We start from the raw sequence: 26,583 nt of genomic DNA on the forward strand, positions 1-26,583 counted from the left end.
CGGGTGAATTTTATAATTTTATGCTAATCATCCTTTCTCCGTTCGGCCAGTTCAGCAAACACCTCTGCTGGTGTAATCCCCTGTTCGGTCAGGATTACCAGCAGGTGGTAAAGAACATCGGCGCTTTCTTCGATAACCTCTTCCCGGTCCCGGTTCTTGGCCTCGATGATCAGCTCGGTGGTCTCTTCTCCCAGTTTTTCGAGCATTTTGTCCAGGCCCTTGTTGAAAAGTTTGGCGGTATAGGAACCGGGGGGGCGCTTTTCCTGCCGTTCCTTGATTACCTGGTAGAGCTCCTCCAATATCAGGGCATTGACTGCGGGGGCGGCACCAGGGGCCGGTGCGTTGCCGGAAACGTCTGCTGCTGGCGGTTTATCCTCCGGTTGGCATTTGGGGCCGTAGACCTCTTCCGGGTTAAACTGCCGCTCCCCAATCACTTCCGTTTGCCCCGTTTCCGGGTTGATGCGGTAGTGGAAGCAGGTGTAATAACCCTCGTGGCAGGCGGCCCCTGTTTGCTTTACCTTGACCAGCAGGGTGTCCCGGTCGCAATCATAGGTTATCTCCTGCACCTTTTGTACGTTGCCGGAGGTTTCCCCTTTGTGCCACAATTTTTGCCGGCTGCGGCTCCAGAACCAGGTTTCCCCGGTGGCCAGGGTTTTTTCCAGCGCTTCCTTGTTCATGTAGGCCATCATCAGTACGATATTGGTATCGGCGTCCTGGATGATGGCCGGGATTAGACCGGCACTGTCGTATTTTAAACAGCCAGGTTCAAAAGTCATGGAATTATCCTCCTGTTTTTTTAATATTGTATGCCGCGTAAGTGCCGTATGCCTTTACTTAACAGGGCAGCCGTACGGGGACACCCCGTTCCTTGAGGTATTCCTTTACCTGGCGGATGGAGTATTCACCAAAATGAAAGATGGAAGCCGCCAGAGCCGCATCGGCCTCGCCGGTGGTCAGCCCCTGGGCAATATGTTCTAAAGTGCCCACTCCACCGGAAGCAATTACCGGTATGTTTACCGCCCGGGCCACAGTACGGGTTAGCTCCAGGTCGTAGCCGTCTTTGGTGCCGTCCCTGTCCATACTGGTAAGCAGGATCTCCCCTGCCCCCAGTTCTTCCACCTGCCTGGCCCACTCCACAGCGTCGATGCCGGTGGGGGTGCGTCCGCCGTGTATGTACACTTCCCATTTTCCTTCCCCTGCCCGGCGGGCATCAATGGCCACCACAATGCACTGACTGCCGAATCGCTGGGCCGCCTCCGCCACCAGCCGGGGGTTTTTTACCGCCGCAGTGTTGATGGACACCTTGTCCGCCCCTGCAGACAGAATGGCCCGGATGTCCTCCAGGGAGCCAATCCCACCCCCCACGGTAAAAGGGATGAATACTTCTCCCGCCGTGCGGTAAACCATGTCCAGGACCGTTTTGCGGCCCCGGGCCGAGGCGGTGATGTCCAAGAAGACCAGTTCGTCGGCTCCTTCCCGGTCATAAAGGGCGGCCAGCTCCACGGGATCCCCGGCGTCCCGCAGGTTTAAAAAATTGGTTCCCTTCACCACCCGGCCATCGGTAACGTCTAAACAGGGGATGATGCGTTTGGTCAGCACACTTGTTCCTCCAATTCCTCCCGGGCGATTTCCAGGGCATCCCGCAGATTTATGGTGCCCGCATAAAGGGCCTTGCCGATAATCACCGCTTCCACCCCCAGGGGTTCCATGGCCTTCAGTGCTCGCAGGTCGGCCAGACTGGAAACCCCCCCGGAAGCAATGATCTTTAACTGCGTGGACCGGGCCACTTCCTCCACCACAGCCAGGTTCGGGCCTTTCAGTGTACCGTCCCGCCAAATGTCGGTAAACACCACCCGTTTGACACCCAGGCCTTTCATCTCGGCGGCCAGTTCCAGGGCATTCTTTTCAGCCGTCACTCCCCAGCCTTCAATAGCCACTTTACCGTTGCGGGCGTCGATGCCAACCACGATGGACTCGCCGTAACGGGCGCAGGCCTCGGCCACCATGCCGGGATTGATAATGGCCACCGTGCCCAGGATCACCCGGGCAGCCCCCAGTTCCAAGAGTTGTTCAATTACCGCCATGTCCCGGATGCCCCCTCCCACCTGCACGGGTATGCGGACGGCGGAAAGAATGCCCCGGATCATGTCCCAGTTCTTGGGTTCGCCGGTAAAGGCTCCATCCAGATCCACCACGTGCAGCCAGCGGGCGCCCTGGTCTTCCCAGAGGCGGGCTACGGCGACGGGATCATCGGAATAAACCGTTTCCCTATCCAGCCGGCCCTCTACCAGGCGCACACATTTGCCTGCCCGCAGGTCAATTGCCGGGATAATTAACATTTGGCCACCAACTCCCCAAAGTTTTGCAGAATTTTTAGCCCCAGGGTGCTGCTCTTTTCCGGGTGAAACTGGATGCCAAAAACGTTACCCCGATTGACCATGGAGGTAAAGGGCTGACCGTAGGTGGTTACCCCCGCCACCAGGTCCTGGTCCCCCGGGTCTACATAATATGAATGAACGAAATAAAAAGTTGCTCCGTCAGGAATTCCCCGGGTCAGGGAAATCTCCTTCTGGAAAAATACCTGGTTCCACCCCATGTGGGGGATTTTAACCTCCCAGTGAATGCGGCGCACCCGTCCGGGGAAAATACCCAGCCCCGGTGTGGAACCAAACTCCTCACTCACTTCAAACAGGAGCTGCAGTCCCAGGCAGATGCCCAAGAAGGGTTTGCCTGTGGCAATGGCCTCTTTAACTGCCCGGTCCAGGCCGGCAGCTATAAGATTGTCCATGGCATCCCGGAAGGCTCCCACTCCCGGCAGGACCACCCCCCGGGCCTGTCCCATGCGGGCCGGGTCCCGCACCACCTCGGCCCTGAAACCCACCCTTTCAAAAGCTTTCTGTACACTGCGTAGGTTCCCCATCCCGTAATCAATGATGGCAATCAAAACTTTCGCCCCCTCCCCCGCCAAAACACTACAACAACCCTTTAGTGGAGGGCACCCCCGACGTCCGGGGATCTGGGGCCATGGCAGATTTCAGCGCCCGGCCCAGACCCTTGAAAATGGCTTCAATGATATGGTGGGTGTTCCGCCCGGCCAAAAGGCGTACGTGCAGGGTAAACTCCCCGTTTAAGGCCAGCGCCCGCAGGAACTCTTCCACCAGCTCGGTATCGAAATTCCCCACCCGGGGTGACGGCAGGGAAACTTCGTAGGCTAGAAAGCCCCGGCCGCTCAGGTCCACCGCTACGAGCACTAAAGCATCATCCATGGGCAAAAGAGCGTGGCCGTAACGGTTGATACCTTCTTTATTGCCCAGGGCCTCCTTCAAGGCCCGCCCCAGGCAAATGGCCGTATCTTCCACCGTATGGTGATCATCCACTTCCAGGTCGCCCCGGGCGTTCAGCTCCAGGTCAAAACAGGCGTGCCGGGTGAATAGGCAAAGCATGTGATCCAGAAAGCCGATGCCCGTTTTGATCTGGTAATTGCCCGCCCCATCCAGGTTCAGGTGCACCCGGATTTCCGTTTCACCGGTGCGGCGCTTTATACCGGCCACCCTCTTTGAACTTATTTTCCCCACCCCCTACAGCCCCAAAATCATTTTTAGCTTTTCCAGGAAAAGCCGGTTTTCATCCTTTTTCCCCACCGTTACCCGCAGGCACTGTTCCAGCCCGGGGCTGTGCATGTTGCGGATTAAAATACCGTTCGCCAGCAATTCCCGGTATACCTGCTCTGCCGGCAACGGGGTACGGAAAAGAATAAAATTGGCCACGGTAGGGAAAACCTCGACCCCCGGCAGGGCGGCCAGTTCCCGGTATAGTTCCTCCCGGTCCTGCAGGATCTGGTTGATCAACTGGCCGAATTCTTCCCGGCGGGCCATTACCGTGCGGGCGGCGAGCTGGGAAAAGGCATTCAAATTAAAGGGCTGTTTGATACGCAGCAGTTGTTGAACCACTGCCGGATCGGCCAGCAAATAGCCCACCCGCAGGCCGGCTAACCCGAAAGCTTTGGAAAAGGTGCGCAGGACCACCAGGTTGGAGTATTCCTCCAACAGGGGTACACAGCTTTCCCCGCCAAATTCCTGGTAGGCCTCGTCCACCACTACCAGGGCGCGGCTGTTCTTTAGTATTTCGGCCACTTCCTCCGGCGGGGTGGCGTTCCCCGTGGGGTTGTTGGGTGAACACAGGAAGATCACCCGAGTTTCGGGATGCCGGGCCGCCGCGATCACGCCCGGTGTGTCCAGGATAAAGTTTTGCCTGCGGGGTACGTTTACCGGCCGGGCCCCCGCTATGCGGGCATGTACCTCGTACATGGAAAAGGTGGGAGGGGTGATGACCACCCGCCCTCCGGTGCCAAAGGTTAATAGCAGGGTAAGGATCAGCTCGTCGGAGCCGTTGCCTGCCAGGATGCCGCCGGCCGGCACGCCGGTGTAATCAGAAAGCCGGTCGACCAGATCACCGGCCACGGGGTCGGGATAGCGGGTGAAGGTATGATTCCCCAGTTCCCGCCAAATTTCCTCCCGGATTGACGGTGGAAAATCGTAAGGATTTTCGTTGGCGTCCAATTTAATTACGTTGTGATGGATATGGACCTGGTAGGGTACCAGCCCGTCCAGGTCCGGACGCACCAGCGCTGCGGGATCAAAGGCAGCATTCATGATTTTTCACTCTCCCGGCATGACTTGTCCAGCCTTATCTCTACGGCCCTGGCATGGGCGTCCAGGCCTTCCACCCGGGCCAGCCGGATAATGTGGGGAGCCATTTCCAGGAACGCTTCCCGGGAGCAGGAGATAACGCTGATTCTTTTTAAAAAGGTATCCACGCCCAGGGGGGAATAAAAACGAGCGGTGCCCCCGGTGGGCAGAACATGGCTCGGGCCGGCCAGGTAATCCCCGAGGGGTTCCGGGGCATGGGGCCCCAGGAAAACGGCTCCCGCCGCAGTAATGCGCCCCAGCCAGGAGAAAGGATCACGCACCACCAGTTCCAGATGTTCCGGGGCGAAGCGGTTGGCCAGGTCCACGGCCTGGGCAATGTCCCGGGTCAGGATAATGGCTCCGTAGCTGGCTAGAGAACCGGCGGCAATTTCCCGCCGCGGCAAATCGTTCAGCTGGCGCTCCAGTTCCTCCTTGACGGCCTGTGCCAGCCGGCTGTCCGGAGTGAGAAGCAGGGCCCGGGCCAGGGGATCGTGTTCGGCCTGGGAAAGCATGTCGGCAGCCACATGCCGGGGATCGGCCGAATCATCGGCGATTACCAGCACTTCGCTGGGTCCCGCCAGCATGTCGATATCCACCAGGCCGAAGACCTGCTGCTTGGCCAGGGTAACGTAAAGATTGCCCGGCCCGACGATTTTGTCTACCGGCCGGATGGTTTGCGTTCCATAGGCCAGGGCGGCAATGGCCTGTGCCCCGCCCACCTTGTAAATTTCCGTTACTCCCGCCAGGTCGGCAGCTACCAGCGTGTGGGGATTAATTTTTCCCTCGCGGTCGGGAGGGGTGACCATAGCGATTTCCTTTACCCCGGCCACCCGGGCGGGAAGGGCGTTCATCAACACCGAGGAGGGATAGGCTGCCGTGCCTCCCGGCACGTAAACACCAACCCGGGCCAGGGGACGCACCAGCTGTCCCACCAAAAGGCCCCGGGCGCCGGGTTCAATCCAGGAGTTGGTCAACTGGTGCCGGTGATAGGCGGTGATGTTCTCGGCCGCTAGCGCCAGGGCGGCTAAAAAGTCTTCTTTAACCTGCTTCTTTGCTTCGGAGATTTCTTCCGGCTTTACCTTCAGTTCTTCCGGGGTCAGGTTAATTCCATCGAAGCGGGCCGTATACCGGCAGAGGGCCTGGTCCCCTCCGTCCCGCACGCCGGCAAGGATCTCCCTTACCCTGGCGGCAGCCTCCTCCCGGCCGGCCGGGTGGCGGGCCAGGAGTTGCTCCAGGGCCAGGTCGCCCGCACAAATAATTCTAATCAAACGGGTGCCCTCCTTATATATCATGGCCCGGAAGGATCACCGGACCGGCTACTTCTTTAACTAGTTAAATTGCTATAATGATATCATAATAAACTACGGTGGGAGTAATGTCAACACCGTACCTTTACTGGGCGGATTTTGCTTTCCCGGCCAGCCGGGCCAGGACCAGTTTATAACCGTCGGCACCGTAATTAAGGCAACGCTTAACCCGGCTGATGGTAGCCGTACTGGCCCCCGTTTGGGCGGCAATTTCCGTGTAGGTGCGGTTTTCCTGCAGCATTTTGGCTACGGCCAGGCGCTGGGCCATGGCTTTGAGTTCGGCCACGGTACAGATGTCTTCGAAGAACTGGTAGCATTCGTCTATATCCCGCAGTGTGAGCACCGCTTCAAATAATTCGTCCAATAAGGGATCCTTCAGTTTGCCCGTGTATGCCATTGGCCACTCCCCCTGGTCTTATCCTAATTATTCCCAAAGGGAACAGGGTTCTTTCCAATGGACTTCGACACGCGGGGAAAAAATCCTTTTCTTCTTTACAAAAGTAAAGGGGCACCTCACCTCTTGGATGCCCTGAAAATAGCGTGCAAAACGGCGGCCATTTTCATCCTCTGCTGGTGGCGCTTAAAGTGTCATGGGTGTGTTACCTAATTTTGCTTGCACTCAAAGCCTTGCGGCCGATGTCCCGGCGGTAGTGCATGCCTTCAAAGTGGATTTGTTCCACGGCGGCATAGGCCTTTTCTATGGCCGCGGCAATGGTTCCGGCCGCAGCGGTTACGCCCAGGACCCGGCCGCCGGCGGTAACCACCCGGCCGTCTTCCAGGGCCGTGCCGGCATGAAAGACCATCACATCAGGAGGTACCCGGTCCAGGCCGGAAATGGGGTAACCCTTGCGGTAAGGGCCGGGGTAGCCGGCCGAGGCCAGCACCACACACACAGCTGCTCCCGGCCGCCAGCGGATTTCCTTTTCCGCCAGACGACCGGACAATACCGCTTCGATGATCTCCACCAGGTCGGTTTCCAGGAGCATGAGCACCGGCTGGGCCTCCGGATCGCCGAAGCGGGCGTTGAATTCCAGGACCTTGGCGCCTTCATCGGTGACCATTAATCCGGCGTAGAGAACTCCCCGGTAAGGCCGCCCTTCGGCAGCCATGGCCCGCACGGTGGGGATAAGGATCTTCTCCAGGGCGGTCTGGTAAACCTCCGGTGTGCAGACGGGAGCGGGCGCATAGGCCCCCATCCCGCCGGTGTTGGGGCCCTGGTCGCCGTCATAAACCTGTTTGTGGTCCTGGGCGGGTAGCATGGGAATAACCGTCTTTCCATCAGTAAAAGCCAGAATGCTCACTTCCTGGCCGGTGAGGTATTCCTCCACCACCACCCGGCTGCCGGCGGCACCAAACACGCCCTTCACCATGATGTCTCCCACTGCCTCCAGGGCCTCTTCCACCGTCCGGCAGACAACCACTCCTTTGCCGGCGGCCAGGCCGTCGGCCTTCACCACGCAGGGAGCGTTTAATTGCCGTATATAAGCAACTGCTTCCCCGGCATCGCTAAAGGTGGCAAACCGTGCCGTGGGAATGCCGTATTTGGCCATGAGCTCCTTGGCCAGTACCTTGCTGCCCTCAATGGCGGCGGCGCGGGCATTAGGCCCGAAAATGGCCAGCCCCGCTTCGTTGAAGGAATCCACAATGCCCATGGTTAGGGGGCCTTCCGGTCCCACCACGGTCAGGTCAATTTTTTCCTGCCGGGCGAAGGCCACCAGGCCGGAGATGTCCTCCGCCCCGATGGGCACACAGCGGGCCAGGGAAGCAATGCCGGCGTTGCCCGGGGCGCAAAAGATTTCCTTCACCCGGGGGCTTTGCTTTAGTTTCCACACCAGGGCGTGTTCCCGGCCGCCGCCGCCCACCACCAGCACTTTCATGTGATCAGTCCTCCCATTACACTAGTGTTTGAAATGGCGCATGCCGGTGAAGACCATGGCAATACCGTACTCATTGCAGGCAGCGATGGATTCTTCATCCCGTAAAGAGCCTCCGGGTTGAATAATGGCCGCAATACCGGCTTTAGCCGCTTCGTCCACCGTGTCCCGGAAGGGGAAAAAGGCGTCGGAAGCCAGCACCGCGCCCCTGGCCTTTTCGCCGGCCTGCTCCAGGGCAATCCGGGCCGCTCCCACCCGGTTCATCTGCCCCGCCCCCACACCGATCAGCTGGCGGTTCCTGGTGACCACAATGGCGTTGGACTTCACGTGCTTGACCACGGCCATGGCAAAGGCCATCTCGGCCAGCTGTTCTTCAGAGGGTTGCTTTTCGGTGACCACCCTCACCTCATCGGGGCAGGTTAGTTCCAGGTCGGCCTCCTGAATGAGCAACCCGCCGTTAACTTTACGGATGTCCAGCCGGTCGGTGGACGGGCCGGTCAGGGGACCGGTTTTTAAAAGGCGCAGGTTGGCCTTTTGGGTCAGTATTTCCAGGGCCTCGGGGGTAAAGTCGGGAGCAATTACGGCTTCCAGGAATATGGCGGCCATTTGCTCTGCCGTTTCCTTATCCACGGTGCGGTTGCAGGCCACTATGCCGCCAAAGGCCGATACGGGGTCGCCTTCGTAGGCCAGGCGGTAGGCTGTGGCCAGGTCGCCGGCACTGGCTGCTCCGCAGGGGTTGTTGTGCTTGATAATTACCACCGAAGGATCGATGAATTCTCGCACCAGTTCCAGGGCGGCATTTAAGTCAAGGATATTATTAAAGGAAAGCTCTTTGCCGGCCAGCTGCACGGCATTGCCCATACAGGGGCCGGTAACGGTGGGGTCCCGGTAAAAGGCGGCCCGCTGGTGGGGGTTCTCCCCGTAACGCAGGGGCTGGGCCAGCTCAACGGAAATGTGCCAGGCCGGCGGGAAAGGTTCATCCCCCTGGATCTGTTTCTGCAGGTAGGCGGCAATGGCGGTGTCATAGGCGGCGGTATGGGCAAAGGCCTCCCGGGCCAGTTCCAGGCGCAAATCATCGCTGACTTTTCCTTCCGCGAGGGCTTTGAGCACCTGGGGGTAGCGGGCCGGGTTCACCACTACCAGCACATGACGGTGGTTTTTCGCCGCCGCCCGCACCATGGCCGGGCCGCCGATATCAATGTTTTCAATGGCTTCTTCCAGGGTTACGCCGGGACGGGCAATGGTTTCCCGGAACGGGTACAGGTTAACGGCCACTATATCGATGGGGGTGATGTGGTGCGCTTGCAGCTGCTTCAAGTGATCCGGGGTGCGCAGGGCCAGAATACCCCCGTGGACGGCGGGGTGCAGCGTTTTCACCCGGCCGTCTAAAATTTCGGGGAAGCCGGTGACCTCTGAGATGTATGTAACGGGTAGGCCAGCTTCTTTCAGGGTACGGGCGGTCCCCCCGGTGGAGACGATCTCTACCCCCAGTTCCACCAGGCCCCGGGCGAAGTCCACCAGTCCCGTTTTATCCGAAACGCTGATCAGGGCGCGCATATAAAACCTCCTTTATGCTTCCTTAATAGATACCCGTTTGCCCCGCAATTCCAGCCGGCCGGCGGCAAAGAGGGCAATGGCTTCGGGATAAATGCGGTGCTCCTGTTCTAAAATGCGGTCGGCCAGGGTTTCGGGGGTGTCGTCGGGCAAAACCGGAACCACGGCCTGTAAAATGATGGGGCCGGTGTCCATTCCCTCATCCACAAAGTGCACCGTGCAGCCACTGTAGCGGACACCGTATTCCAGAGCGCGCTGCTGGGCGTGCAGCCCGGGAAAGGCCGGCAAAAGGGCCGGGTGGATGTTCATGATGCGGTTGGGGAAAGATTCCAGCATAACTCTGCCTACCAGGCGCATGTATCCGGCCAGGCACACAAGTTCAACCTGGTGTTGTTTTAGGGTTTCCACAATGGCTTCCTCATACGTATGTTTGTCGGGAAATTGGGCCGGGTTAATATGAATGGCCGGTATACCGCGGAGGCGGGCCCGTTCCAGAGCTTTTGCCTCCCCGTTGTCACTGATCACCACCACTACCTCAGCCGCAAGGCGCCCCTCGTCGATGGCATCCAGGATGGCCTGCAGGTTGGAGCCCCGTCCCGAGGCCAGGACGCCCAAACGCAATTTTTTCATATATCCTCCCCCCCGACTCAAACGTATTTTACTTCCCGCTCGCCTCCGGCTATTTCGCCCACAAGGTAGGCTTTTTCGCCCAGTTGGGACAGGTGTGTTAAGAGGGCATCGGTTTGTTCTGCCGGAACCACCATTACCAGACCCAGGCCCATATTAAAGGTGCGCAACATTTCCTCCTCCGCCACCTGGCCGATGGACTGGATGAGGGAGAAGACCGGGGGTACGGGCCAGGACCGGTGTTCCACAACCGCGGTCGTACCCCGGGGCAAAATGCGGGGTATGTTTTCGGTAAGACCACCGCCGGTAATATGGGCCATGCCCCGGATGTCGAATTGTTCCAGCAGCGGCAGTACCGTGCGAACGTAAATGCGGGTGGGTTCCAGCATTTCCTCGCCCACGGTGCGTCCCAGGTCTTCCTGGTAGGTGTCTACCCCGTATCCGGCTACCTCCAGCAGCACCCGCCGGGCCAGGGAATAACCGTTGCTGTGCAGGCCGGAGGAAGGGAGGCCGACCAGCCGGTCGCCGGGGCGAATGGACGAGCCGTCGATGATCCGCTCCCTTTCCACCACGCCCACTGCAAACCCCGCCAGGTCATATTCTCCGGGGCCGTAAAAGCCGGGCATTTCTGCCGTTTCTCCGCCAATCAGGGCGCAGCCGGCCTGCCGGCAACCCTCGGCCACCCCGGACACAATGGCCGCTACCTTTTCCGGCACCAGTTTGCCTACGGCCAGATAATCCAGGAAAAAGAGAGGTTCCGCTCCCTGAACCAGGATGTCGTTCACGCACATGGCCACGGCATCTATGCCGATGGTGTCATGGCGGTCCATGAGCATGGCTATTTTCAACTTGGTGCCCACACCGTCGGTGCCGGATACTAGCACAGGCTGGCGGTAGCGGGCAGCATCCAGGGCGAAGAGCCCCCCGAATCCCCCGATTTCCGTAAGCACTTCCGGGCGGAAGGTGCTGCGCACGCTGTCTCTGATCAGTTCCACCGCCCGGTTGCCCGCGGCGATATCCACTCCCGCATCGGCATAGGTGAGCCCTTTCTTTTTTTCCAGGGTCACAGTTCCCTTCCCCCTACTCCAGACTGAATTTTCCCGCTTTTTCTGGTTGTGGTATGGTTACCGGGTAGTCTCCCGTAAAACAGGCGGTGCAGAAATCATTGCGGCGTTCGCCGAAGACGGAAAGCAGGCCTTCGATGCTCAAATAATACAAGCCGTCGGCGTCGATCATGCGGCGAATTTCTTCCAGGGGCATCCGGGCAGCAATCAGCTCCTCCTCGTTGGAGGTATCAATGCCGTAAAAGCAGGAGTGCACCACCGGCGGGGAAGAGAGGCACAGGTGCACCTCTTTTACCCCGCAGTCCCGCAACATGGCGATCAGTTTGCTGCTGGTGGTACCCCTGACCAGGGAGTCGTCCACCATAATCACCCGCTTACCGGCCAGCACCTCCCGGATGGGGTTGAGCTTCAGCCGTACTCCCAGGTCTCGCAGGTCCTGGCTGGGCTGGATGAAGGTTCGTCCGATATAGCGGTTTTTCATTAACCCTTCTTCAAATGGGACCCCCGAGGCTTCGGCGTAACCGCGGGCGGCAGCCGTGCCCGAGTCGGGGACGGGAATGACCAGGTCGGCTTCCACCGCGTATTCCCGGGCCAGCTGGCGTCCCATTTCCCGGCGCACCCGGTTGACGTTGAAGCCGTCCATCAGGCTGTCGGCCCGGGCAAAGTAGATGTATTCAAAGATGCAGTGGGCCCGCCGGCGGGGGAGCATTCCCTGCAGGCTGGTCAACCCGTTTTCGTTGATGATGATTATTTCCCCCGGAGCCACATCCCGGACCCAGTGGGCACCCACGGTGTCCAGGGCGCAGGATTCCGAGGCTACCACATAGCCCCCGCCCGGGAGAGTGCCCAGGCAAAGGGGGCGAAAGGCATGGGGATCCCGCACCGCCAGCAGTTTTTTTTCGGTGAGGATGACCAGGGAATAGGCGCCCTTCAGGTCGATCATGCACTTCATGATGGCATCGACCAGGCTCGCCTGTCCGTAGCGGGCGATCAGGTTGACAATTACCTCGCTGTCGGTGGAGGACTGGAAGACAGAACCCGTGGAGGCCAACCTGGCCCTTAATTCGTTGACGTTGGTCAGGTTGCCGTTATGGGCCAGACCCAGCATGCCGCCGGTATAACGGAAGACCAGGGGTTGGGCATTAATGGGGGAACTGGCTCCCGTCGTGGAATAACGCACGTGGCCGATGGCTACGTGGCCCTTCAGTTCATCCAGGTCCCTCTGCTGAAAAACCTCCGGCACCAGCCCCATGGCCTTATGCAGCTGCACATGCCTGCCATCACCCACGGCAATGCCGGCGCTTTCCTGTCCCCGGTGCTGCAGGGCGTACAAACCGTAATAGGTGAGCCGGGCCACATCTTTCCCGGGGGCGTAGACCCCAAAAACCCCGCACTCTTCCTTTGGCTTATCCGTCAACCAGTCGTTGGCGGCTCCCACCGTTCTCCCCCCTCATTTTGATTAACCAACCAGCCGGCGCCAGACCTCCTGGTAGGCCTCCTCCACGCCGCCCAAATCCCGGCGGAAGCGGTCCTTATCCAGTTTTTCCTTTGTTTGGGCATCCCAGAAACGGCAGGTGTCGGGAGAAATCTCATCTCCCAGGAGGATCTCCCCGTCACTGCGGCCGAATTCCAGCTTGAAATCTACCAGTTCCAGATTGCGTTCGCTCAGGTATTCCCGCAGGATCTCGTTGACCACGAGGGCCATCTTTCTTATGACGTTCATCTCCTCCGCACTGGCCAGCTCAAGAACGGCGATGTGGTCGTCGTTAATCAGGGGATCTCCCAGTTCATCGCTTTTATAGTAATATTCCACCACCGGGCGGGGGAGGGCCGTGCCCTCGGCCAGGCCCAAACGTTTGGCCAGGCTGCCGGCGGCAATGTTGCGCACCACCACTTCCACCGGGATTATTTCCAGCGCCCGGACCAGCATCTCCCGGTCGCCCACCTGTTCCAAAAAGTGGGTGGCAATGCCTCTGTGTTCCAGAAGGCGGAAGAAGTGGGCCGAGATCTTGTTGTTTAATTCACCTTTGCCGGAAATGGTGCCTTTTTTTAACCCGTTAAAGGCGGTGGCGTCGTCCTTGTATTCTACCAGGTACACACCGGGTTCGCCGGTGCGGTAAATCTTCTTGGCCTTACCTTCGTAAAGCATTTCTCCCTTTTGCAAGTTAATCCTTCCCTTCTGGCAAAATTTAGAGACCGAAACGCTGGTATATGTCGTCAACATGGCGCAGGTGATAGTCGTAGTTAAAGAGGGATTTAATTTCTTGAGGGGAGAGAACGGAGGTAATGTCCGCATCTTCCTTTAATAGCGTCTCAAAGCTGGTACCCTCCCGCCAGGAGCGCATGGCATTGCGCTGTACCAGTTCGTAGGCCCGTTCCCGGGACAGACCCTTTTCCACCAGGGCCAGGAGCACCCGCTGGGAGAACAGCAAGCCGTGGGTACGTTCCAGGTTTTTACGCATGTTTTCCGGGTAAACCAGGAGATTTTTCATGATGGCCGTCATCTTGTAGAGCATGTAATCGAGGATAATGGTGCTGTCGGGAATGATCACCCGTTCCACCGAGGAATGGGAGATATCCCGCTCGTGCCACAGGGCCACGTTTTCCAGGGCGGCCAGGGCGTTGCCCCGCAGGATCCGGGCCAGACCGCTGATGCGCTCAGCGGTGATGGGGTTGCGCTTGTGGGGCATGGCCGAGGAGCCCTTCTGCCCCTGAGCGAAGTATTCCTCTACTTCGAGAATATCCGTGCGCTGCAGGTTGCGGATCTCCGTAGCAAACTTGTCCAGGGAGCTGCCGATGACGGCCAGGGTGGCCATAAATTCGGCGTGGCGGTCCCGCTGGAGCACCTGGGTGGAAATCCGGGCCGGGTGCAGGTCCAGGCGGCGGCAGACATGGGCTTCCACCCGGGGATCGATGTTGGCGTAGGTACCCACCGCCCCGGAAATTTTACCCACGCTGATCACATCGATGGCCCGCTTCATACGGTTTATATTCCGTTCCGTCTCGGCCACCCAGAGGAGCATTTTCAAGCCGAAGGTGATGGGTTCCGCATGCACCCCGTGGGTGCGGCCAATCATCAAGGTGTAGCGGTGCTCCCTGGCCCGCTCCAAAAGCACCTCCCGCAGTTCCTCCAGGCGTCTCAAAATCTGCTGACCGGCCTCCTTCATCAGCACGGCCAGGGCCGTATCCAGCACATCGGAGGAGGTGAGGCCCATGTGGATGTATTTGGCCGCGTCGCCCACATATTCCCCCACACATGTAAGAAAGGCAATGACGTCGTGGTTGACTACGGCCTCAATTTCTTCAATCCGCTGCACGTTGAAATCGGCCCGCTCCCGGATCTGCCTGAAGGCCTCTTCGGGTATCAGCCCCATTTCGGCCATGGCCTCGCAGGCGTAAATCTCCACCTCGAGCCATTTGCGGAACTTGTTTTCCTGGGACCAGATGGCTTTCATTTCCGGCAGGGTGTAACGTTCGATCATCCTTTAGCTCCTCCCATTTGCTCAAGATAACCCGCCACACCCAGTTCCTGCAGCCGCCGGGCCTTTTCTTCCACCGCCCGGGCCAGTTCTTCCTTGTAGCGCAGGACCTTCTCCCGCACCTCCGGGTTGGTAGCGCCGATGATCTGGGCCGCCAGGATGGCCGCATTACGGGCACCGTTAATGGCCACGGTGGCCACGGGAATGCCCGGGGGCATCTGCACCATGGAGTACAGGGCGTCCACTCCGCTTAAGGGACCGCTTTTGATGGGTACGCCAATCACGGGTAGGGGTGTCTGGGCGGCGATGACCCCCGGCAGGTGGGCGGCCACGCCGGCGGCGGCGATGATCACCGCCAACCCCCGTTCCACCGCCGACCGGGCGTATTCGGCGGTGAGCTCCGGCGCCCGGTGGGCGGAGGAAATGCTCACTTCGTAGGACAGGCCGAATTTCTCCAGCATATCTACGGCCTCTTTCATTACGGGCAGATCCGAGTCGCTGCCCATAACAATGCCAACCAGCGGTTTGGTCATGATTTCACCCCGTTTTTTGCGTTTAGTGTTCCGCCAGGAACAGGTAGCGGGCAAGTACCAGGACGGTCAGGATCCACATCAGCCAGTGCACTTCCCGGGTCCGGCCGCTGATTAATTTGAGCAGGGTGTAAAAGATGATCCCGGCGGCAATGCCGTTGGCGATGCTGCCGGTGAAAGGCATCAAAACTATGGTCAGGAAGGCCGGCATCCCTTCGGTGAAGTCCTCGAAGTCAATGCCCTTGATGGCCTGGGCCATGAGCAGGCCGACGATGATCAGCGCCGGGGCGGTGGCTGCTCCCGGAATCAAGCCGGCAATGGGTGCCAGAATCAAGGCCAGGAGGAACAAAACCCCCGTGGTTACGGCTGTAAGGCCGGTACGGCCACCTTCAGAAATACCGGCGGCACTTTCAATGTAGGCGGTAACGGTACTGGTGCCCATTAAGGCGCCGAAAGCCACCCCGCAGGCATCTACCAGCATGGCCCGGCCCAGGCGAGGAGACTGGCCGTTTTCGTCAAGAAGCCCCGCCTTGCCGGCAGTACCCACCAGAGTGCCGAACGTATCAAAGAGTTCCACAAAGGTAAAGGTGAAGACTACCGTCCAGATGCCCATGTTCAACGCCCCGGCCAGATCTAGCTTGCCCACCGCCAGCCGGGAAAAATCAGGCAGGGCAAAGGGCTGGAAGTTGGCAGGAATTTGGGTGACGCCCAGGGGGATGCCAATGAGGGTGGTGAGGATAATGCCCAGCAGCAGGGCTCCCTTGATCCTTTTGGCCATCAACAGGGCTGAAATGACCAGGCCGGTCAGGGCTAGCAGGGTGGTCGGGTTGGCAAAGCTGCCCAGGAAAATGTTCCATTCAAAGAAACGCAAGGTGGCAATGCCGCCGGGTTGGGAGAGCGCCTCCATGGTGGGCGGGATTACCGGACCGGCTTTGATGACCATGAATTCGGCCATTTTCAGGCCCAACATGGTGATGAACAGCCCAATGCCGACAATAATGGCCCGCTTGATGGAGTTGGGCACGGCCACCACCAGCAGTTGGCGGATCCGGGTGACGGTAAGGAGAATAAATAAGATACCGGAGATGAATACCGCACCCAGGGCTACCTGCCAGGGCATACCCACGTGCTGGGCGGCCACGGTGGCAAAGTAGGCGTTGAGACCCATGCCCGGCGCCAGGGCGATGGGATAGTTCACCAGGAGACCCATAGCGATGGTAACCAGGCCCGCGCTAACGGCAGTGGCAAAAAAGACGGCGTTTTTGTCCATACCGGTAGCGGCCAGGATGTTGGGATTGAGGAACAGGATGTAGGCCATGGTCATAAAGGTGGTCAGTCCGGCAATAACCTCTGTGCGCGCATTGGTGTGGTACTGGCGCAGTTGAAAAAGTTTTTCCAGCAATTTTTACCCTCCTCCTTGTTGGATGCGGTGCTGTCCTCGCTCACTCCAGTGCTTCGCGACGACAGCGCCGCATCCTTGTCATAAAGGTTAAACAATTAGCCCAGGCGGGCAGGTTTCCATTACATGTGAGAAACCTACCGCCTGGGCTTTTCTCCCTGCCGGTGTAACCCAGAAAACTGCTATTCCGGGCCTGTACCGCTCGGACCGAGCCACCCTGAAAACCGGGTGTGGAACCCTAGGTACACTTTCTCGAAAATTTTATCTTGAAATCGGGAAAAATAGCCATCCTTACAAGTGTATCTTAGCAAGGCGGGAGTAGGCTTGTCAATAACCATTTCACTCCCATTCGATGGTGGCCGGTGGTTTGGAGGTGATGTCGTAAACCACCCGATTCACGCCCGCCACTTCGTTGACAATGCGGCTGGATATGCGTTCCAGCACTTCGTAGGGCAGGCGTACCCAGTCCGCCGTCATGCCGTCGTGGCTGTGCACCGCCCGTACGGCCACGGTATAGGCATAGGTGCGCCCGTCGCCCATCACTCCCACGCTGCGCAGGTTGGGCAGCACGGCAAAATACTGCCAGATTTGCCGGTGCAGGCCGGCCCGGCGGATTTCCTCCGTGACAATGGCATCGGCATGGCGCACGATTTCCAGTTTTTCCGGGGTTACTTCCCCCAGGATGCGCACAGCCAGTCCCGGTCCAGGGAAGGGCTGGCGCCAGAGCACTTCTTCCGGCAGGCCCAGCTCTTTGCCCAGTTCCCGCACCTCGTCCTTAAAAAGCCAGCGCAAGGGTTCAATCAGTTCCAGTTGCATGTCCTCGGGCAGGCCCCCCACGTTGTGGTGGGACTTGATTACTGCCGCCGTGGCCGTACCGCTTTCCACCACGTCGGGGTAAAGGGTTCCCTGCACCAGGAAGTCCACCTGTCCCAGTCTGGCGGCTTCCTCTTCAAAGACCCGGATGAATTCCTCTCCGATGATTTTGCGCTTTTGTTCCGGGTCGGTTACTCCCGCCAGGCGGTTCAGGAAGCGCCGGCTGGCGTCCACGTGGATCAGCGGGATGTGAAACTGCTCGCGGATGATCCTGACCACTTGCCCGGCCTCGCCCTGGCGCAACAGGCCGTGGTCCACAAAAATGCAGGTCAACTGGTCACCGATAGCCCGGTGGACCAGTACGGCGGCCACCGAGGAATCCACGCCGCCGCTTATGGCACAGAGGGCGCGCCTATTCCCCACCCGGGCGCGGATTTCCTTGATGGATTCTTCAATAAAGGAACCCATGGTCCAGCGGCCCTGGCAGCCGCAAACATCGTAAAGGAAATGGCGCAGGATGTCCTGGCCCTTCGGAGTATGTATAACTTCCGGGTGGAACTGCACGGCGTAAAGCCTGCGCTCCCGGTTGGCCATGGCGGCCACGGGAGCCAGTTTCGTGCGGGCGATGACCGTAAACCCCGGAGGCGGGGCCTCAACCCGGTCGCCGTGGCTCATCCAGCATTGTTCAATAGGCTCAAAGCCACAGAAGAGGTCGTGGGTGTCAAGTATTTCCAGGGCCGTTTTGCCGTACTCGTGGTGTTCCGCCCGGGTAACCACTCCTCCCAGTTGCCTGGTCATTAGCTGCATGCCGTAGCAAATGCCCAGGATGGGGATGCCCAGATCATAAATGGCCGGGTCCACGGTGGGTGCTCCGGGCTGGTAGACGCTGGCCGGCCCGCCGGAAAAAACGATGCCCCGGGGATGATGTCTTTTGATTTCATCAAGGGGCGTGGTGTAGGGCAGCATTTCACAGAAAACTTTTAACTCCCGGATACGGCGGGCGATGAGATGGCTGTACTGGCCCCCGAAGTCCAGGACAATGACCATCTCCTGTTGGTCTTGAACGGACATGGTGCGGATAACCTCCCGGTTTTTCTGCCTTAAAAAATGTCCAGTCAACCCGCTTAAGGCACGGCGTTGTCCCGCTTACTCATCTGAAACATTTACAAGTTCAATTTTCCCTCTGCTCCTTGCCGCTATAGACTTCCCGTTTCAGGATCAGAATATCCCGCAGGTGGCGGTAGCGGCCGTCATAATCCAGGCCGTAGCCGACCACGAATTCATCGGGGATGACGAAACCGTTGTAGTCCACCTGCACGTTTACTTTGCGCCGGCTGGGCTTGTCCAGGAGGGTGCAAATTTTTAAACTGGCCGGACCCCGGGTGAGCAGGTTTTCCCGCAGGTAGTTCAACGTCAGGCCGGTATCGACAATATCCTCGACGATTAAAACGTCCAGGCCCTCGATGTTTTGCTCCAGGTCCTTTAAAATGCGCACTACCCCTGAGGACTCGCTGGAGGCACCGTAACTGGAGACGGCCATAAAGTCCAGGCGTACCGGGATGTTCAGGCAGCGTACTAGGTCGGCCATAAAGATGACCGCGCCTTTTAATATGCCGACCACCAGCAGTTCCTTCCCGGCATAGTCCTGAGAAATCTCCGCCCCCAGTTCGCGCACCCGCCGGGCAATCTCCTCTTCAGTAATTAAAACTCTTTCCATATCCTCGTGCAAAGAAACACCACTCCTGAAAACAAAAAATGCAGCAGCAACGCCGCGTTCTTTAAAGTCCTTAATTTATAATAAAAGAAAAAACGGGTAACGTCAATTATTTGTCGAAAGTCATACCGGCGGGTTGATGTTCATTTCCCGATTAAAATCCCACAGCTTCAGACCCACCGAAAGGCCCGTTATATTTCCCGGTCCTTTGGCCTCCAGAACGGCCTGGCAAATGCGGTGGTTCTGCGGATCAATCCACAACTTGCAGTCGTAGTCTGTGTACTTCAACTCCAGGTAGGAATTGTCCAAAAGGGGCTGGCATTCCAGCACCAGCATCTGCCCTTCCTTTAGCTTTTCTTTGCCCAGGTAACGGACACCAAGAGCATCCTTAAATTTTAAAAACCCCAGGGGGTTAAATTCGGCCACAAAGAGTTCCGACTGGGCCAGCCGGTTTCCTTCCATAGTAAGCCACTTTTTGGTCCACAGATCCCGCATATAGGTGGTATCCCCCACCTGGATGAACTCCACGGGGTTGTTGTACATGGTGCCCTTAATGTGTATGCGGTCGGGAGCCTGCCGTTCCCCTTCCACCCGGCTGAGTACGCCGTCCTGGCCCAGCCTGGCTTCCACCCGGTAACGAAAGCTTTTGCTGGTGGCCGTTTTTTCCAGGGCTTCCGCCAGCAGCTGTTCGGGAGCTATCTCCGGTTCGGGAACCAGTCCCCCTGATAATCCCCAAAGGGCCAGGAGGAAAAGGAGCAGACCCAGAATGGCCAGCAGGTATTTCTTGCGCAAAATCAACCAGTGCGGCCCGCGCATTGGTTCCATGGCTCTTCCCTCCTTCCTGCTGTGAAAACAATATGTTCCGGCGGGGGAAAATATGACCATTAAGTGGAAAGATGTGGCCATCTCCAAGGGGAATCCGGAAATAGATCTTTTCACCTTGTATTTAGCAGGGTATAATGGCAAAGGTAAGGCCCTCAATTGCCTGCCTGCCTTTTGCACGCGTTCTCCGGTGATCCTCGCAGGCGCTTGGGAAGCATTTTAACAACGGGAGAGGTTTGGCGTGGAAATCAGGGAAATGCAGCAGGAAGTGGACCGCTGGATCAGCCAATTTGAAGAGGGTTACTGGCACCCGCTGGCCATGCTGGCCCGCCTGACCGAAGAGGTGGGTGAGCTGGCCCGGGAGGTCAACCATCTCTACGGTCAGAAACCGAAAAAACCCGGGGAACCACCGGGAGATCTGGCCCTGGAACTGGCCGACGTGCTTTTTATAATCGTCTGTTATGCCAACTCCCTGGGCATTGACCTGGAAGAGGCCTTCTGCCGCATGATGCAAAAATACCGGCAGCGGGACAGCGACCGCTGGACGAAGAAAAAGAGCGATAGCAAGGAGTGTGAAGAGATTGGCTGAAATCAAACCCTTCAGAGGACTGCGCTACGCTTCCGGTGTGGGGCCCCTGGCCGACCTGGTGACCCCGCCTTACGATGTCATTGATGCAAAAGCCCAGGACGACTACTACCGGCGCCACCCCTACAATATCATCCGCCTGGAGTACGGCAAGGTCTATCCCGGGGATGATGAAAGCAATAACCGTTACACCCGGGCGGCAGCCGATTTTACCGCCTGGCGGGAAAAAGGTGTGCTGGTGCCGGAAGAATCACCGGCATTATATCTTTACGAGCAGGAATTTAGCGCCGGTGGAAAACGTCTGGTACGCAGCGGAATGATCTGCGCGGTTAAGTTGGAACCCTACGAGAAGGGCGTGGTTCTGCCCCACGAGGAGACCCTGCCCAAGCACAAGGAAGATCGCCTGGCGTTGATGCGGGCCTGCCGGGCCAATTTCAGCCCCATTTTCGGTCTTTATGCCGATGAGGAAATGACCGTGGACAACCTTTTGCGGCCACGAGCCGGCCGGTCGCCGGACCTGGACTTTACCGATGAAAACGGCCATGCCCACCGCCTGTGGGTGATCACGGACCCCGCCGTTATCGAGCAGGTGCGGCAGGCCATGGCCGGCAGTCGCATTTTCATTGCCGACGGCCACCACCGCTACGAAACGGCCCTGGCTTACAGCCGGGAAAGGCGGCAGGAGGAGGGCAACCCCGCTGGACCGGGGCCTTATGATTACGTAATGATGACCCTGGTCAACCTGTACGATCCCGGTCTGGTGGTGTTGCCGACCCACCGCCTGGTGCGCAACGTTGAGGGCCTGGATGTGGAGGAACTCTTGGGTAAGATACAGGAGCATTTTGAGATAGAGGTCTTCCCTCTTGCCCCCGGCTACGGCAACTTTTACGATTTCATCAAAGAACTGGCTACCCGGGGGGGCTTCACGGGAGATGCCCGGCCCGGCGCGGGCCCCCTTTCCCACCGTCACTCCTTCGGCCTGTACTGCGGCAGTGGGCGCCTGTATCTCTTGACCCTGCGGGATGAAGGGGCGTTGCCCCGCCTGATGCCCGCCGGCCATTCCGCCGCCTGGCAGGGGCTGGATGTTTCGGTGCTGCACCACCTGATCCTGGACCGCCTTCTGGGCATCGGCGGTGCGGAGCGGGCCAGGGAGAGCCACCTCACCTACACCCGGGAAGAGGCGGGAGCACTGAAAGCCGTGGACGAAGGCGAATACCAGCTGGCCTTCTTCCTGAACCCCACCCTGGTGGAGGAGGTCACGGCGGTGGCCGCCAACGGCGAGAAAATGCCCCAGAAATCCACTTTCTTTTACCCCAAGCTGATAACGGGTCTGGTTATCAATCCGCTTTTTTGATGTTAACTCATTGTTAAACTGATTGGGCGGCGGCCGTCCCCCGTGGACCGGAGGAACGTCCGCCGCCCGTTGTTGTCAGGGAGCGCCCATGGGATAAAATCAGGTTAAATCAGGATGGGATGTCACGCCAGGGCACCCGGTTCCGCCGCTGCCAGGGCCGCAGCAGCCTCCCGGACACGGGCCGCTGCCTCCCCATTTCCTTCCCGTTCGAGATACATGGCGTAGGCGTTCAGGTCCTCCGGTGTCAGCTCTAAAAGGTTGATCACCTTTTCTTTTCCTTCAAGATCCTGAAAACGGAAAGTTCCTTCGGTTATAAAACGGGTAAACACACGCAGGTACAGCACCCTGTAGATCAGTTCATTTACAGTTAGACCCGGGCAAATAATGACACCGAGAAGGTTTTCCACGCCTTCCCGGAGGGAAGGTTCTAAATTATCTTCCTCTATCTTTGAGGCAAGGATTCTGGCTAATTCTTCCATGAAAAAGGGATAATCTTTCGACAGTACGTCCTCATTTACCACTTTAAGTAAATCAATATGGGTACCATAATTCTCGGGGGCATATTTCAGGTGTGCCGGTGGGACTTTTATTTCCTTAATGAACCTATTTAATGATATTAGGCTTTCCAGTATGGTATGCAAGGGTAAGGTAAGCGGGATCTCTCCTTCCGCCAGCTTGAGCAGCACTGGTCTGGCCTTTTCGTAGAGGTTTTTGGATATATCCTTTTCAATAAAGGGGAATCTTTCCATGAGCTCCGCTACCGCGCGTGCTTTTTCCTCTTCCGGACCGGCCTCGATTTCCGCTAACTTTTCCCTGTATTCATTCATGTCCTGCAGCGTGGCCCGCAGCACGGCCATGCCTACAGTTTCCGCGTCGCCGGCCTCCAGGAGAAGACAAAGCATGGCGATAATCAGTTCAATGTCCTGCTCCGTGTGCTCGCCCGCACCCAGGATGTCCTGCAGGGTGGCAATAATATGTTCGCCAAATTCCCGCGTAAAGAGTTCACGGGTCACATCCTGGTAAAAGTCTTCGTCTTCAGAGGCTTCTTTTCCAGCGGAAGCCAGCTTTTGCAGTTCGGATACGGGAAAGCGCAGGTGGCGAAGGTGCCCGTGGCGGCGCAAAAGTTCGGTAAATTGTCCTTCCAATGTATCCAGGTAGGTTTGAAAGGCTTCTTCATCCTGTTCGGCAATTTTATTTAAAAAAGCGGCCAGCGTGCGCCCAATTGTTTCCCCGCCGGGCGAGTCGACTTCCCTGCTCCGGATGCCGGCCGCCAGCCCCAGCGCTTCGACAAGGTGAGGGAAGCGCTTTGCCGCTTCTCCGGCCGTTTTGCGGATGGCCTCCGTTTCCTCTTGAACGCTTCTCAGGCAGCATTTTTTGTACTTGCGGTTGCTGCCGCAAAGGCAAGGCTCGTTGCGATCGGGCTTGTAAAAAGAAAACCTGGCCATGTAATTGCTCCTTTCAGTAATATGTTTCCTTTGAGCTTCAACCGTAAGCAAAGCTAATTTCCCGGTGCTTGTATAGTAGAGCTTTGATCTTGTCGAGAATCTGTTTCTTTGATTCAACTGGTAGATTGTACCGTTTCATGGTTCTTCCTTCCCTTGCTGTGCAAGCTACCTACAAAAACGCTTGTGTTTTAGTGCATTCTTTACCGGGCCGCCGGGCGGAGGCGGTGGAGGATGTTCCGGGCCAGGTTCAGGGCATAGCTCATCTCTCCCACCCGCAATAGCCAGCAGCTTAAGAAATAAAAGCACCCGCCGGCGGTGATCAGCACTCCCAGGCGCAGCCCCTGCAGCACAAAACCGGCCAGGCTCCCGCCGCCCGGGGAATTCCCCGCCAGGCCCTCCAGGAAGGGCCAGCCCATTAACGCCAGCCCCCGTACATCAAGCCACCATACTAAAAACCCCATTAACAGGGAGGCCGCGAGAATGCGCCCCGTTTCCCGTAGCAGGGCCGTCCCGCCAATATGCCCCAGCCGGCGGCGCAGCAGCCAGAACAAGAGCATGCAGCCAACCCCCGCGGCCGTGGAGGTAGCCAGGGCCAGCCCCGCCAGGCCGGTGTACCGGACCAGGATCAGGTTTAAAACGACGTTTACGGCCACGGCCACCAGGCCCGTAACCATGGGAGTCCAGGTATCCTGCAGGGCATAAAAGGCCCGGTTGAGGAACTCCCGCCACATCAGGAAAAGCAGGCCCGGAGTGTAAAAGAGGAGTGCTACGGCAGTCATGCCGGCATCCCGGGCGTCAAAGGCGCCCCGCTGAAAGATAAACTGCACCAGGTCCTTCCGGAGAACCATCAATCCCACTGTCAGGGGAATCAAAACAAAAGCCAGCACCCGTAAACCCCTGCTTAAACCCGCCAAAAAGCCGGTGGAATCCTCCAGGGCCGTCCGTTCCGTCAGGGTGGGGTAAAGCACGGTAATCAGGGGAATGGCAAAAAGGCCCTGGGGCAGGTTTAAAATCCGCTGGGCGTAATTAAGGGCGGAAATGCTGCCTTCGGCCAGGCTTGAGGCCAGCATGCGGTCTACAATCACGTTTAACTGGTTGGCCCCCACGCCAATCAACACCGGCCCGGCCAGCCAGAGCATTTTCTTTAAGGCCGGGTGGCGCCAGTTAAAGACCGGGCGGTAGCTGATGCGCCGCCGGTAAAAGGCCGGCACCTGGATGAGAAACTGGCTAACCGTGGCCGGCACCGTGGCCCAGGCCACCCCGGCAATGCCCCCGTAAGCCCCGGCCAGCAAAATGCCCCCGATCATGATGATGTTATAGGGAATGCCCATAAAAGCCGGGGCGGCGAAGTGCTGGTGGGCATTGAGCACCCCCTGAGCCCAGCCCACCATGCCCATGATCACCACCATGGGCAGCAGCACCCGCACCAGCTGGGTGGTAAGCGCCGCCTGCTCCGGGGTGAATCCCGGGGCCAGGATGCGCACCAGCCAGGGAGCCGCCGGCAGCCCCAGCAGGGCAATGACTAAAAGGGCGCCGGTGACGGCGTGAAAACTGGTCCAGATCAATACCGGCAGCTCGGACCTTTTATCCGGCCGGTGGATGTACTCGCTGAAAAAGGGAATACCCACGGTGGTAATGGTAGTACCCACCAGGCCAAATAACAGTGCCGGAATGATCATGGCCACCAGGTAGGCATCGGTGGCAGCGCTGGCCCCGAAGGCCGCCGCTAAGACCGCCTCCCGGCCAAACCCCATGATTTTGCTTAAAATGGTGGCGCCCATGACCAGCGCCGTGGCCCGGGCGATCCGTCCCTGGTTGGTCAGTTTGTAAATTCACCTCGATTTCCGGCAACATCTAGTCATATCCAAATAATAACACGCCCGGCACGGAACGGACAAGTGGTCCCACTTTTCACTTGTTCCGCCTCCGCAAAGTGATTTACACTTTAATCAGTCAAGGTTATTATCAAATAACAGTTTTCGCATTTTCTCTTATGAAGGTAGTAAGATCCCGTTTGAATAAGGCCGAAATTTCCCCGTTTTAACCGGCGCCTGGAAATGGAGATTGCCCCTCGATGGCCGATTCCGGCAGCGGCGGGCCGCGATTCCAAAGCCCAGGCAGGGCTAAATTGCCTCCCCTGGCTGGAAATGTTATAATTTTTATAGAGACTCGCCCTTGAAAACCCACCCTCTTGTGGGGTGGATCGAGCGGGGCATCGCCCGTTAGGGCGACAAATGTATTCACAAACACCCGTTCTAGTGCTATAATCATGCTATGAATGGAAAAACGAACCACTGCGTTATAACATCAATTACCATATCGTGTTTTCCCAAAATACCGGCATAAGGTAATTACCGGCAGGGTAGAAGACGTTGTAAAACTGACAATCCAAGAAATCTGCAACGCTTACGGATACACACTCATCCAGATGGAAACCATGCCGGATCACCTGCACATTTTCCTATCGGCTCCGCCCACGGTGGCTCCTACCGATATTGTCCGGAAACTCGAAAGCATCACCGCCAACAAAATATTCTCTGCTTTCTCCGGCCTTAAGAGCGGGTTTTGGAGTAGAAGCTACTATATCGGCACCGCCGTTAATGTAAGCGCTGAAACTATCCGCAAATACATCGAAGCGGCCATCGACCCGGGCGAAGTGCATGCCCTGACCATCACCGACGGCGATGATGCTTTGGTGATCAGCGGCAGGCTGCTCCGTTCGCTCAACCGCTTGAGAAACAAGGTGCTGCGGCAGTTGCAACGGGCCATCTCCAAAACGAAGGAAGGTTCCAGGAAGCGCAGGAAACTCCTGGCTAAAAAGTACCGTTTCCTCAACTGGATCGAACGGCGGATAGAACATATTCTGCACACCATTTCCGCCCGGGCCGTTCGCTGGTGCCTGAAAAGGAGCGTTAAAACGGTTTACATCGGCAACCCGGAAGGTGTGCGCGAAAGGGACTGCGGCAGACACCACAACCAGCGCATGGGCCAGTGGGCCTTCGGCAAGCTGCGCGATTTGCTGGCATACAAGCTCAAGCGTCACGGCATAGAGCTGATTCCGGTGGATGAGCGTGGCACCTCCGGCACCTGCCCGGTATGCGGGGAGTACACCAGACAGACCGGGCGCGTATACCGGTGCGGCAATGCTTCCTGCGGGTTCACCGGGATTCACCGGGACGTGCTGGGAGCCAGCGGCATCCTTGACAAAGCTTTGGACGGGAGTTTCACCAGGGGCCGCAGGCTGCCCGGGAAAGTGGAATACCTGCGGCCGCAAGTGCTGGCGCCGCAAAAAGCAGCCTGACGTATCTACGATGAGTAGTAGACGCC

At 58.1% G+C, this 26,583-nt stretch carries 26 protein-coding genes and 1 riboswitch; of the genes, 4 read left to right on the top strand and 22 right to left on the bottom strand.

The window, feature by feature from the left end:
* Positions 1-23: 23 nt before the first annotated feature.
* The 20 genes from hisI to BUA65_RS12015 form a co-directional block, all read right to left on the bottom strand.
* Entirely contained in the window at positions 24-776 is a 753-nt protein-coding gene (hisI, locus tag BUA65_RS11920; protein WP_072869940.1) for a phosphoribosyl-AMP cyclohydrolase, read from the bottom strand.
* 58 nt (positions 777-834) lie between these two features.
* A complete protein-coding gene (gene hisF, locus BUA65_RS11925) occupies positions 835-1,599 on the bottom strand; it encodes an imidazole glycerol phosphate synthase subunit HisF (protein ID WP_072869941.1) in 765 nt (254 codons plus the stop codon).
* Complete coding sequence (gene hisA / locus BUA65_RS11930; protein ID WP_072869943.1) at positions 1,593-2,339, bottom strand: 1-(5-phosphoribosyl)-5-[(5-phosphoribosylamino)methylideneamino]imidazole-4-carboxamide isomerase; 747 nt, start codon at positions 2,337-2,339, stop codon at positions 1,593-1,595. The genes hisF and hisA overlap by 7 nt, the downstream gene beginning before the upstream one ends.
* Positions 2,333-2,944 carry an imidazole glycerol phosphate synthase subunit HisH gene (gene hisH / locus BUA65_RS11935; protein ID WP_072869944.1) on the bottom strand — a complete coding sequence of 204 codons (612 nt, stop codon included), beginning with the start codon at positions 2,942-2,944 and terminating at the stop codon, positions 2,333-2,335. The genes hisA and hisH overlap by 7 nt, the downstream gene beginning before the upstream one ends.
* Positions 2,945-2,972: 28 nt before the next feature.
* The gene (gene hisB, locus BUA65_RS11940; RefSeq protein WP_165613246.1) at positions 2,973-3,551 is read right to left on the bottom strand and encodes an imidazoleglycerol-phosphate dehydratase HisB; all 579 of its coding nucleotides are present in this window, start codon (positions 3,549-3,551) and stop codon (positions 2,973-2,975) included.
* A 27-nt stretch (positions 3,552-3,578) separates the two neighbouring features.
* Entirely contained in the window at positions 3,579-4,652 is a 1,074-nt protein-coding gene (gene hisC, locus BUA65_RS11945) for a histidinol-phosphate transaminase (protein WP_072869947.1), read from the bottom strand.
* The gene (gene hisD / locus BUA65_RS11950; RefSeq protein WP_072869949.1) at positions 4,649-5,956 is read right to left on the bottom strand and encodes a histidinol dehydrogenase; all 1,308 of its coding nucleotides are present in this window, start codon (positions 5,954-5,956) and stop codon (positions 4,649-4,651) included. The genes hisC and hisD overlap by 4 nt, the downstream gene beginning before the upstream one ends.
* Positions 5,957-6,080: 124 nt before the next feature.
* Positions 6,081-6,392 (bottom strand): YerC/YecD family TrpR-related protein, encoded by a 312-nt coding sequence (locus tag BUA65_RS11955; RefSeq protein WP_072869951.1) that lies wholly within the window; start codon positions 6,390-6,392, stop codon positions 6,081-6,083.
* 202 nt (positions 6,393-6,594) lie between these two features.
* Positions 6,595-7,872 carry a phosphoribosylamine--glycine ligase gene (gene purD, locus BUA65_RS11960; RefSeq protein WP_072869953.1) on the bottom strand — a complete coding sequence of 426 codons (1,278 nt, stop codon included), beginning with the start codon at positions 7,870-7,872 and terminating at the stop codon, positions 6,595-6,597.
* Between the two features lie 21 nt (positions 7,873-7,893).
* The gene (purH, locus tag BUA65_RS11965) at positions 7,894-9,426 is read right to left on the bottom strand and encodes a bifunctional phosphoribosylaminoimidazolecarboxamide formyltransferase/IMP cyclohydrolase (protein WP_072869955.1); all 1,533 of its coding nucleotides are present in this window, start codon (positions 9,424-9,426) and stop codon (positions 7,894-7,896) included.
* 12 nt (positions 9,427-9,438) lie between these two features.
* Positions 9,439-10,053 carry a phosphoribosylglycinamide formyltransferase gene (gene purN, locus BUA65_RS11970; RefSeq protein ID WP_072869956.1) on the bottom strand — a complete coding sequence of 205 codons (615 nt, stop codon included), beginning with the start codon at positions 10,051-10,053 and terminating at the stop codon, positions 9,439-9,441.
* Positions 10,054-10,070: 17 nt separating this feature from the next.
* Positions 10,071-11,117 carry a phosphoribosylformylglycinamidine cyclo-ligase gene (gene purM / locus BUA65_RS11975; protein WP_072869958.1) on the bottom strand — a complete coding sequence of 349 codons (1,047 nt, stop codon included), beginning with the start codon at positions 11,115-11,117 and terminating at the stop codon, positions 10,071-10,073.
* Positions 11,118-11,130: 13 nt separating this feature from the next.
* Positions 11,131-12,552 (bottom strand): amidophosphoribosyltransferase, encoded by a 1,422-nt coding sequence (gene purF, locus BUA65_RS11980; RefSeq protein WP_072869959.1) that lies wholly within the window; start codon positions 12,550-12,552, stop codon positions 11,131-11,133.
* A 21-nt stretch (positions 12,553-12,573) separates the two neighbouring features.
* Positions 12,574-13,278, bottom strand: coding sequence for a phosphoribosylaminoimidazolesuccinocarboxamide synthase (gene purC / locus BUA65_RS11985; protein WP_072869961.1), 705 nt, complete (start codon positions 13,276-13,278; stop codon positions 12,574-12,576).
* 25 nt (positions 13,279-13,303) lie between these two features.
* Positions 13,304-14,596, bottom strand: a complete 1,293-nt coding sequence (gene purB, locus BUA65_RS11990) for an adenylosuccinate lyase (RefSeq protein ID WP_072869962.1) — start codon at positions 14,594-14,596, stop codon at positions 13,304-13,306.
* Positions 14,593-15,126 carry a 5-(carboxyamino)imidazole ribonucleotide mutase gene (gene purE, locus BUA65_RS11995; protein WP_072869963.1) on the bottom strand — a complete coding sequence of 178 codons (534 nt, stop codon included), beginning with the start codon at positions 15,124-15,126 and terminating at the stop codon, positions 14,593-14,595. Before purE ends, purB begins: the two co-directional genes overlap by 4 nt.
* A gap of 22 nt (positions 15,127-15,148) precedes the next feature.
* Positions 15,149-16,525, bottom strand: a complete 1,377-nt coding sequence (locus tag BUA65_RS12000; protein ID WP_072869964.1) for an NCS2 family permease — start codon at positions 16,523-16,525, stop codon at positions 15,149-15,151.
* Between the two features lie 136 nt (positions 16,526-16,661).
* Positions 16,662-16,775, bottom strand: a riboswitch (guanidine-I (ykkC/yxkD leader).
* 86 nt (positions 16,776-16,861) lie between these two features.
* Entirely contained in the window at positions 16,862-18,406 is a 1,545-nt protein-coding gene (guaA, locus tag BUA65_RS12005) for a glutamine-hydrolyzing GMP synthase (RefSeq protein ID WP_072869965.1), read from the bottom strand.
* A gap of 100 nt (positions 18,407-18,506) precedes the next feature.
* Positions 18,507-19,064, bottom strand: a complete 558-nt coding sequence (gene hpt / locus BUA65_RS12010; RefSeq protein ID WP_072869966.1) for a hypoxanthine phosphoribosyltransferase — start codon at positions 19,062-19,064, stop codon at positions 18,507-18,509.
* Positions 19,065-19,172: 108 nt separating this feature from the next.
* Complete coding sequence (locus tag BUA65_RS12015) at positions 19,173-19,874, bottom strand: hypothetical protein (protein ID WP_084062347.1); 702 nt, start codon at positions 19,872-19,874, stop codon at positions 19,173-19,175.
* A 52-nt stretch (positions 19,875-19,926) separates the two neighbouring features.
* Here BUA65_RS12015 and BUA65_RS18300 point away from each other — a divergent pair, with 52 nt between their 5' ends.
* The 3 genes from BUA65_RS18300 to BUA65_RS12025 are packed head-to-tail and all read left to right on the top strand — an operon-like array spanning position 19,927 to position 21,811.
* Positions 19,927-20,094 carry a hypothetical protein gene (locus BUA65_RS18300; protein WP_165613247.1) on the top strand — a complete coding sequence of 56 codons (168 nt, stop codon included), beginning with the start codon at positions 19,927-19,929 and terminating at the stop codon, positions 20,092-20,094.
* A gap of 18 nt (positions 20,095-20,112) precedes the next feature.
* The gene (locus BUA65_RS12020) at positions 20,113-20,460 is read left to right on the top strand and encodes a nucleotide pyrophosphohydrolase (RefSeq protein ID WP_072869968.1); all 348 of its coding nucleotides are present in this window, start codon (positions 20,113-20,115) and stop codon (positions 20,458-20,460) included.
* Entirely contained in the window at positions 20,444-21,811 is a 1,368-nt protein-coding gene (locus tag BUA65_RS12025) for a DUF1015 domain-containing protein (RefSeq protein ID WP_341349621.1), read from the top strand. The genes BUA65_RS12020 and BUA65_RS12025 overlap by 17 nt, the downstream gene beginning before the upstream one ends.
* A gap of 122 nt (positions 21,812-21,933) precedes the next feature.
* Here BUA65_RS12025 and BUA65_RS12030 read toward each other — a convergent pair whose 3' ends face one another.
* Together BUA65_RS12030 and murJ are read right to left on the bottom strand one after the other, a co-directional pair.
* A complete protein-coding gene (locus BUA65_RS12030) occupies positions 21,934-23,256 on the bottom strand; it encodes a YecA family protein (RefSeq protein ID WP_072869971.1) in 1,323 nt (440 codons plus the stop codon).
* 200 nt (positions 23,257-23,456) lie between these two features.
* Positions 23,457-25,088, bottom strand: coding sequence for a murein biosynthesis integral membrane protein MurJ (gene murJ, locus BUA65_RS12035; protein WP_341349622.1), 1,632 nt, complete (start codon positions 25,086-25,088; stop codon positions 23,457-23,459).
* A gap of 554 nt (positions 25,089-25,642) precedes the next feature.
* Here murJ and tnpA point away from each other — a divergent pair.
* Positions 25,643-26,557 (top strand): IS200/IS605 family transposase, encoded by a 915-nt coding sequence (gene tnpA, locus BUA65_RS18600; RefSeq protein WP_242656321.1) that lies wholly within the window; start codon positions 25,643-25,645, stop codon positions 26,555-26,557.
* Positions 26,558-26,583 lie beyond the last annotated feature (26 nt).

Origin of the sequence: Desulfofundulus thermosubterraneus DSM 16057 (genome assembly GCF_900142025.1) — a bacterium.
GTDB lineage: Bacteria > Bacillota > Desulfotomaculia > Desulfotomaculales > Desulfovirgulaceae > Desulfofundulus > Desulfofundulus thermosubterraneus.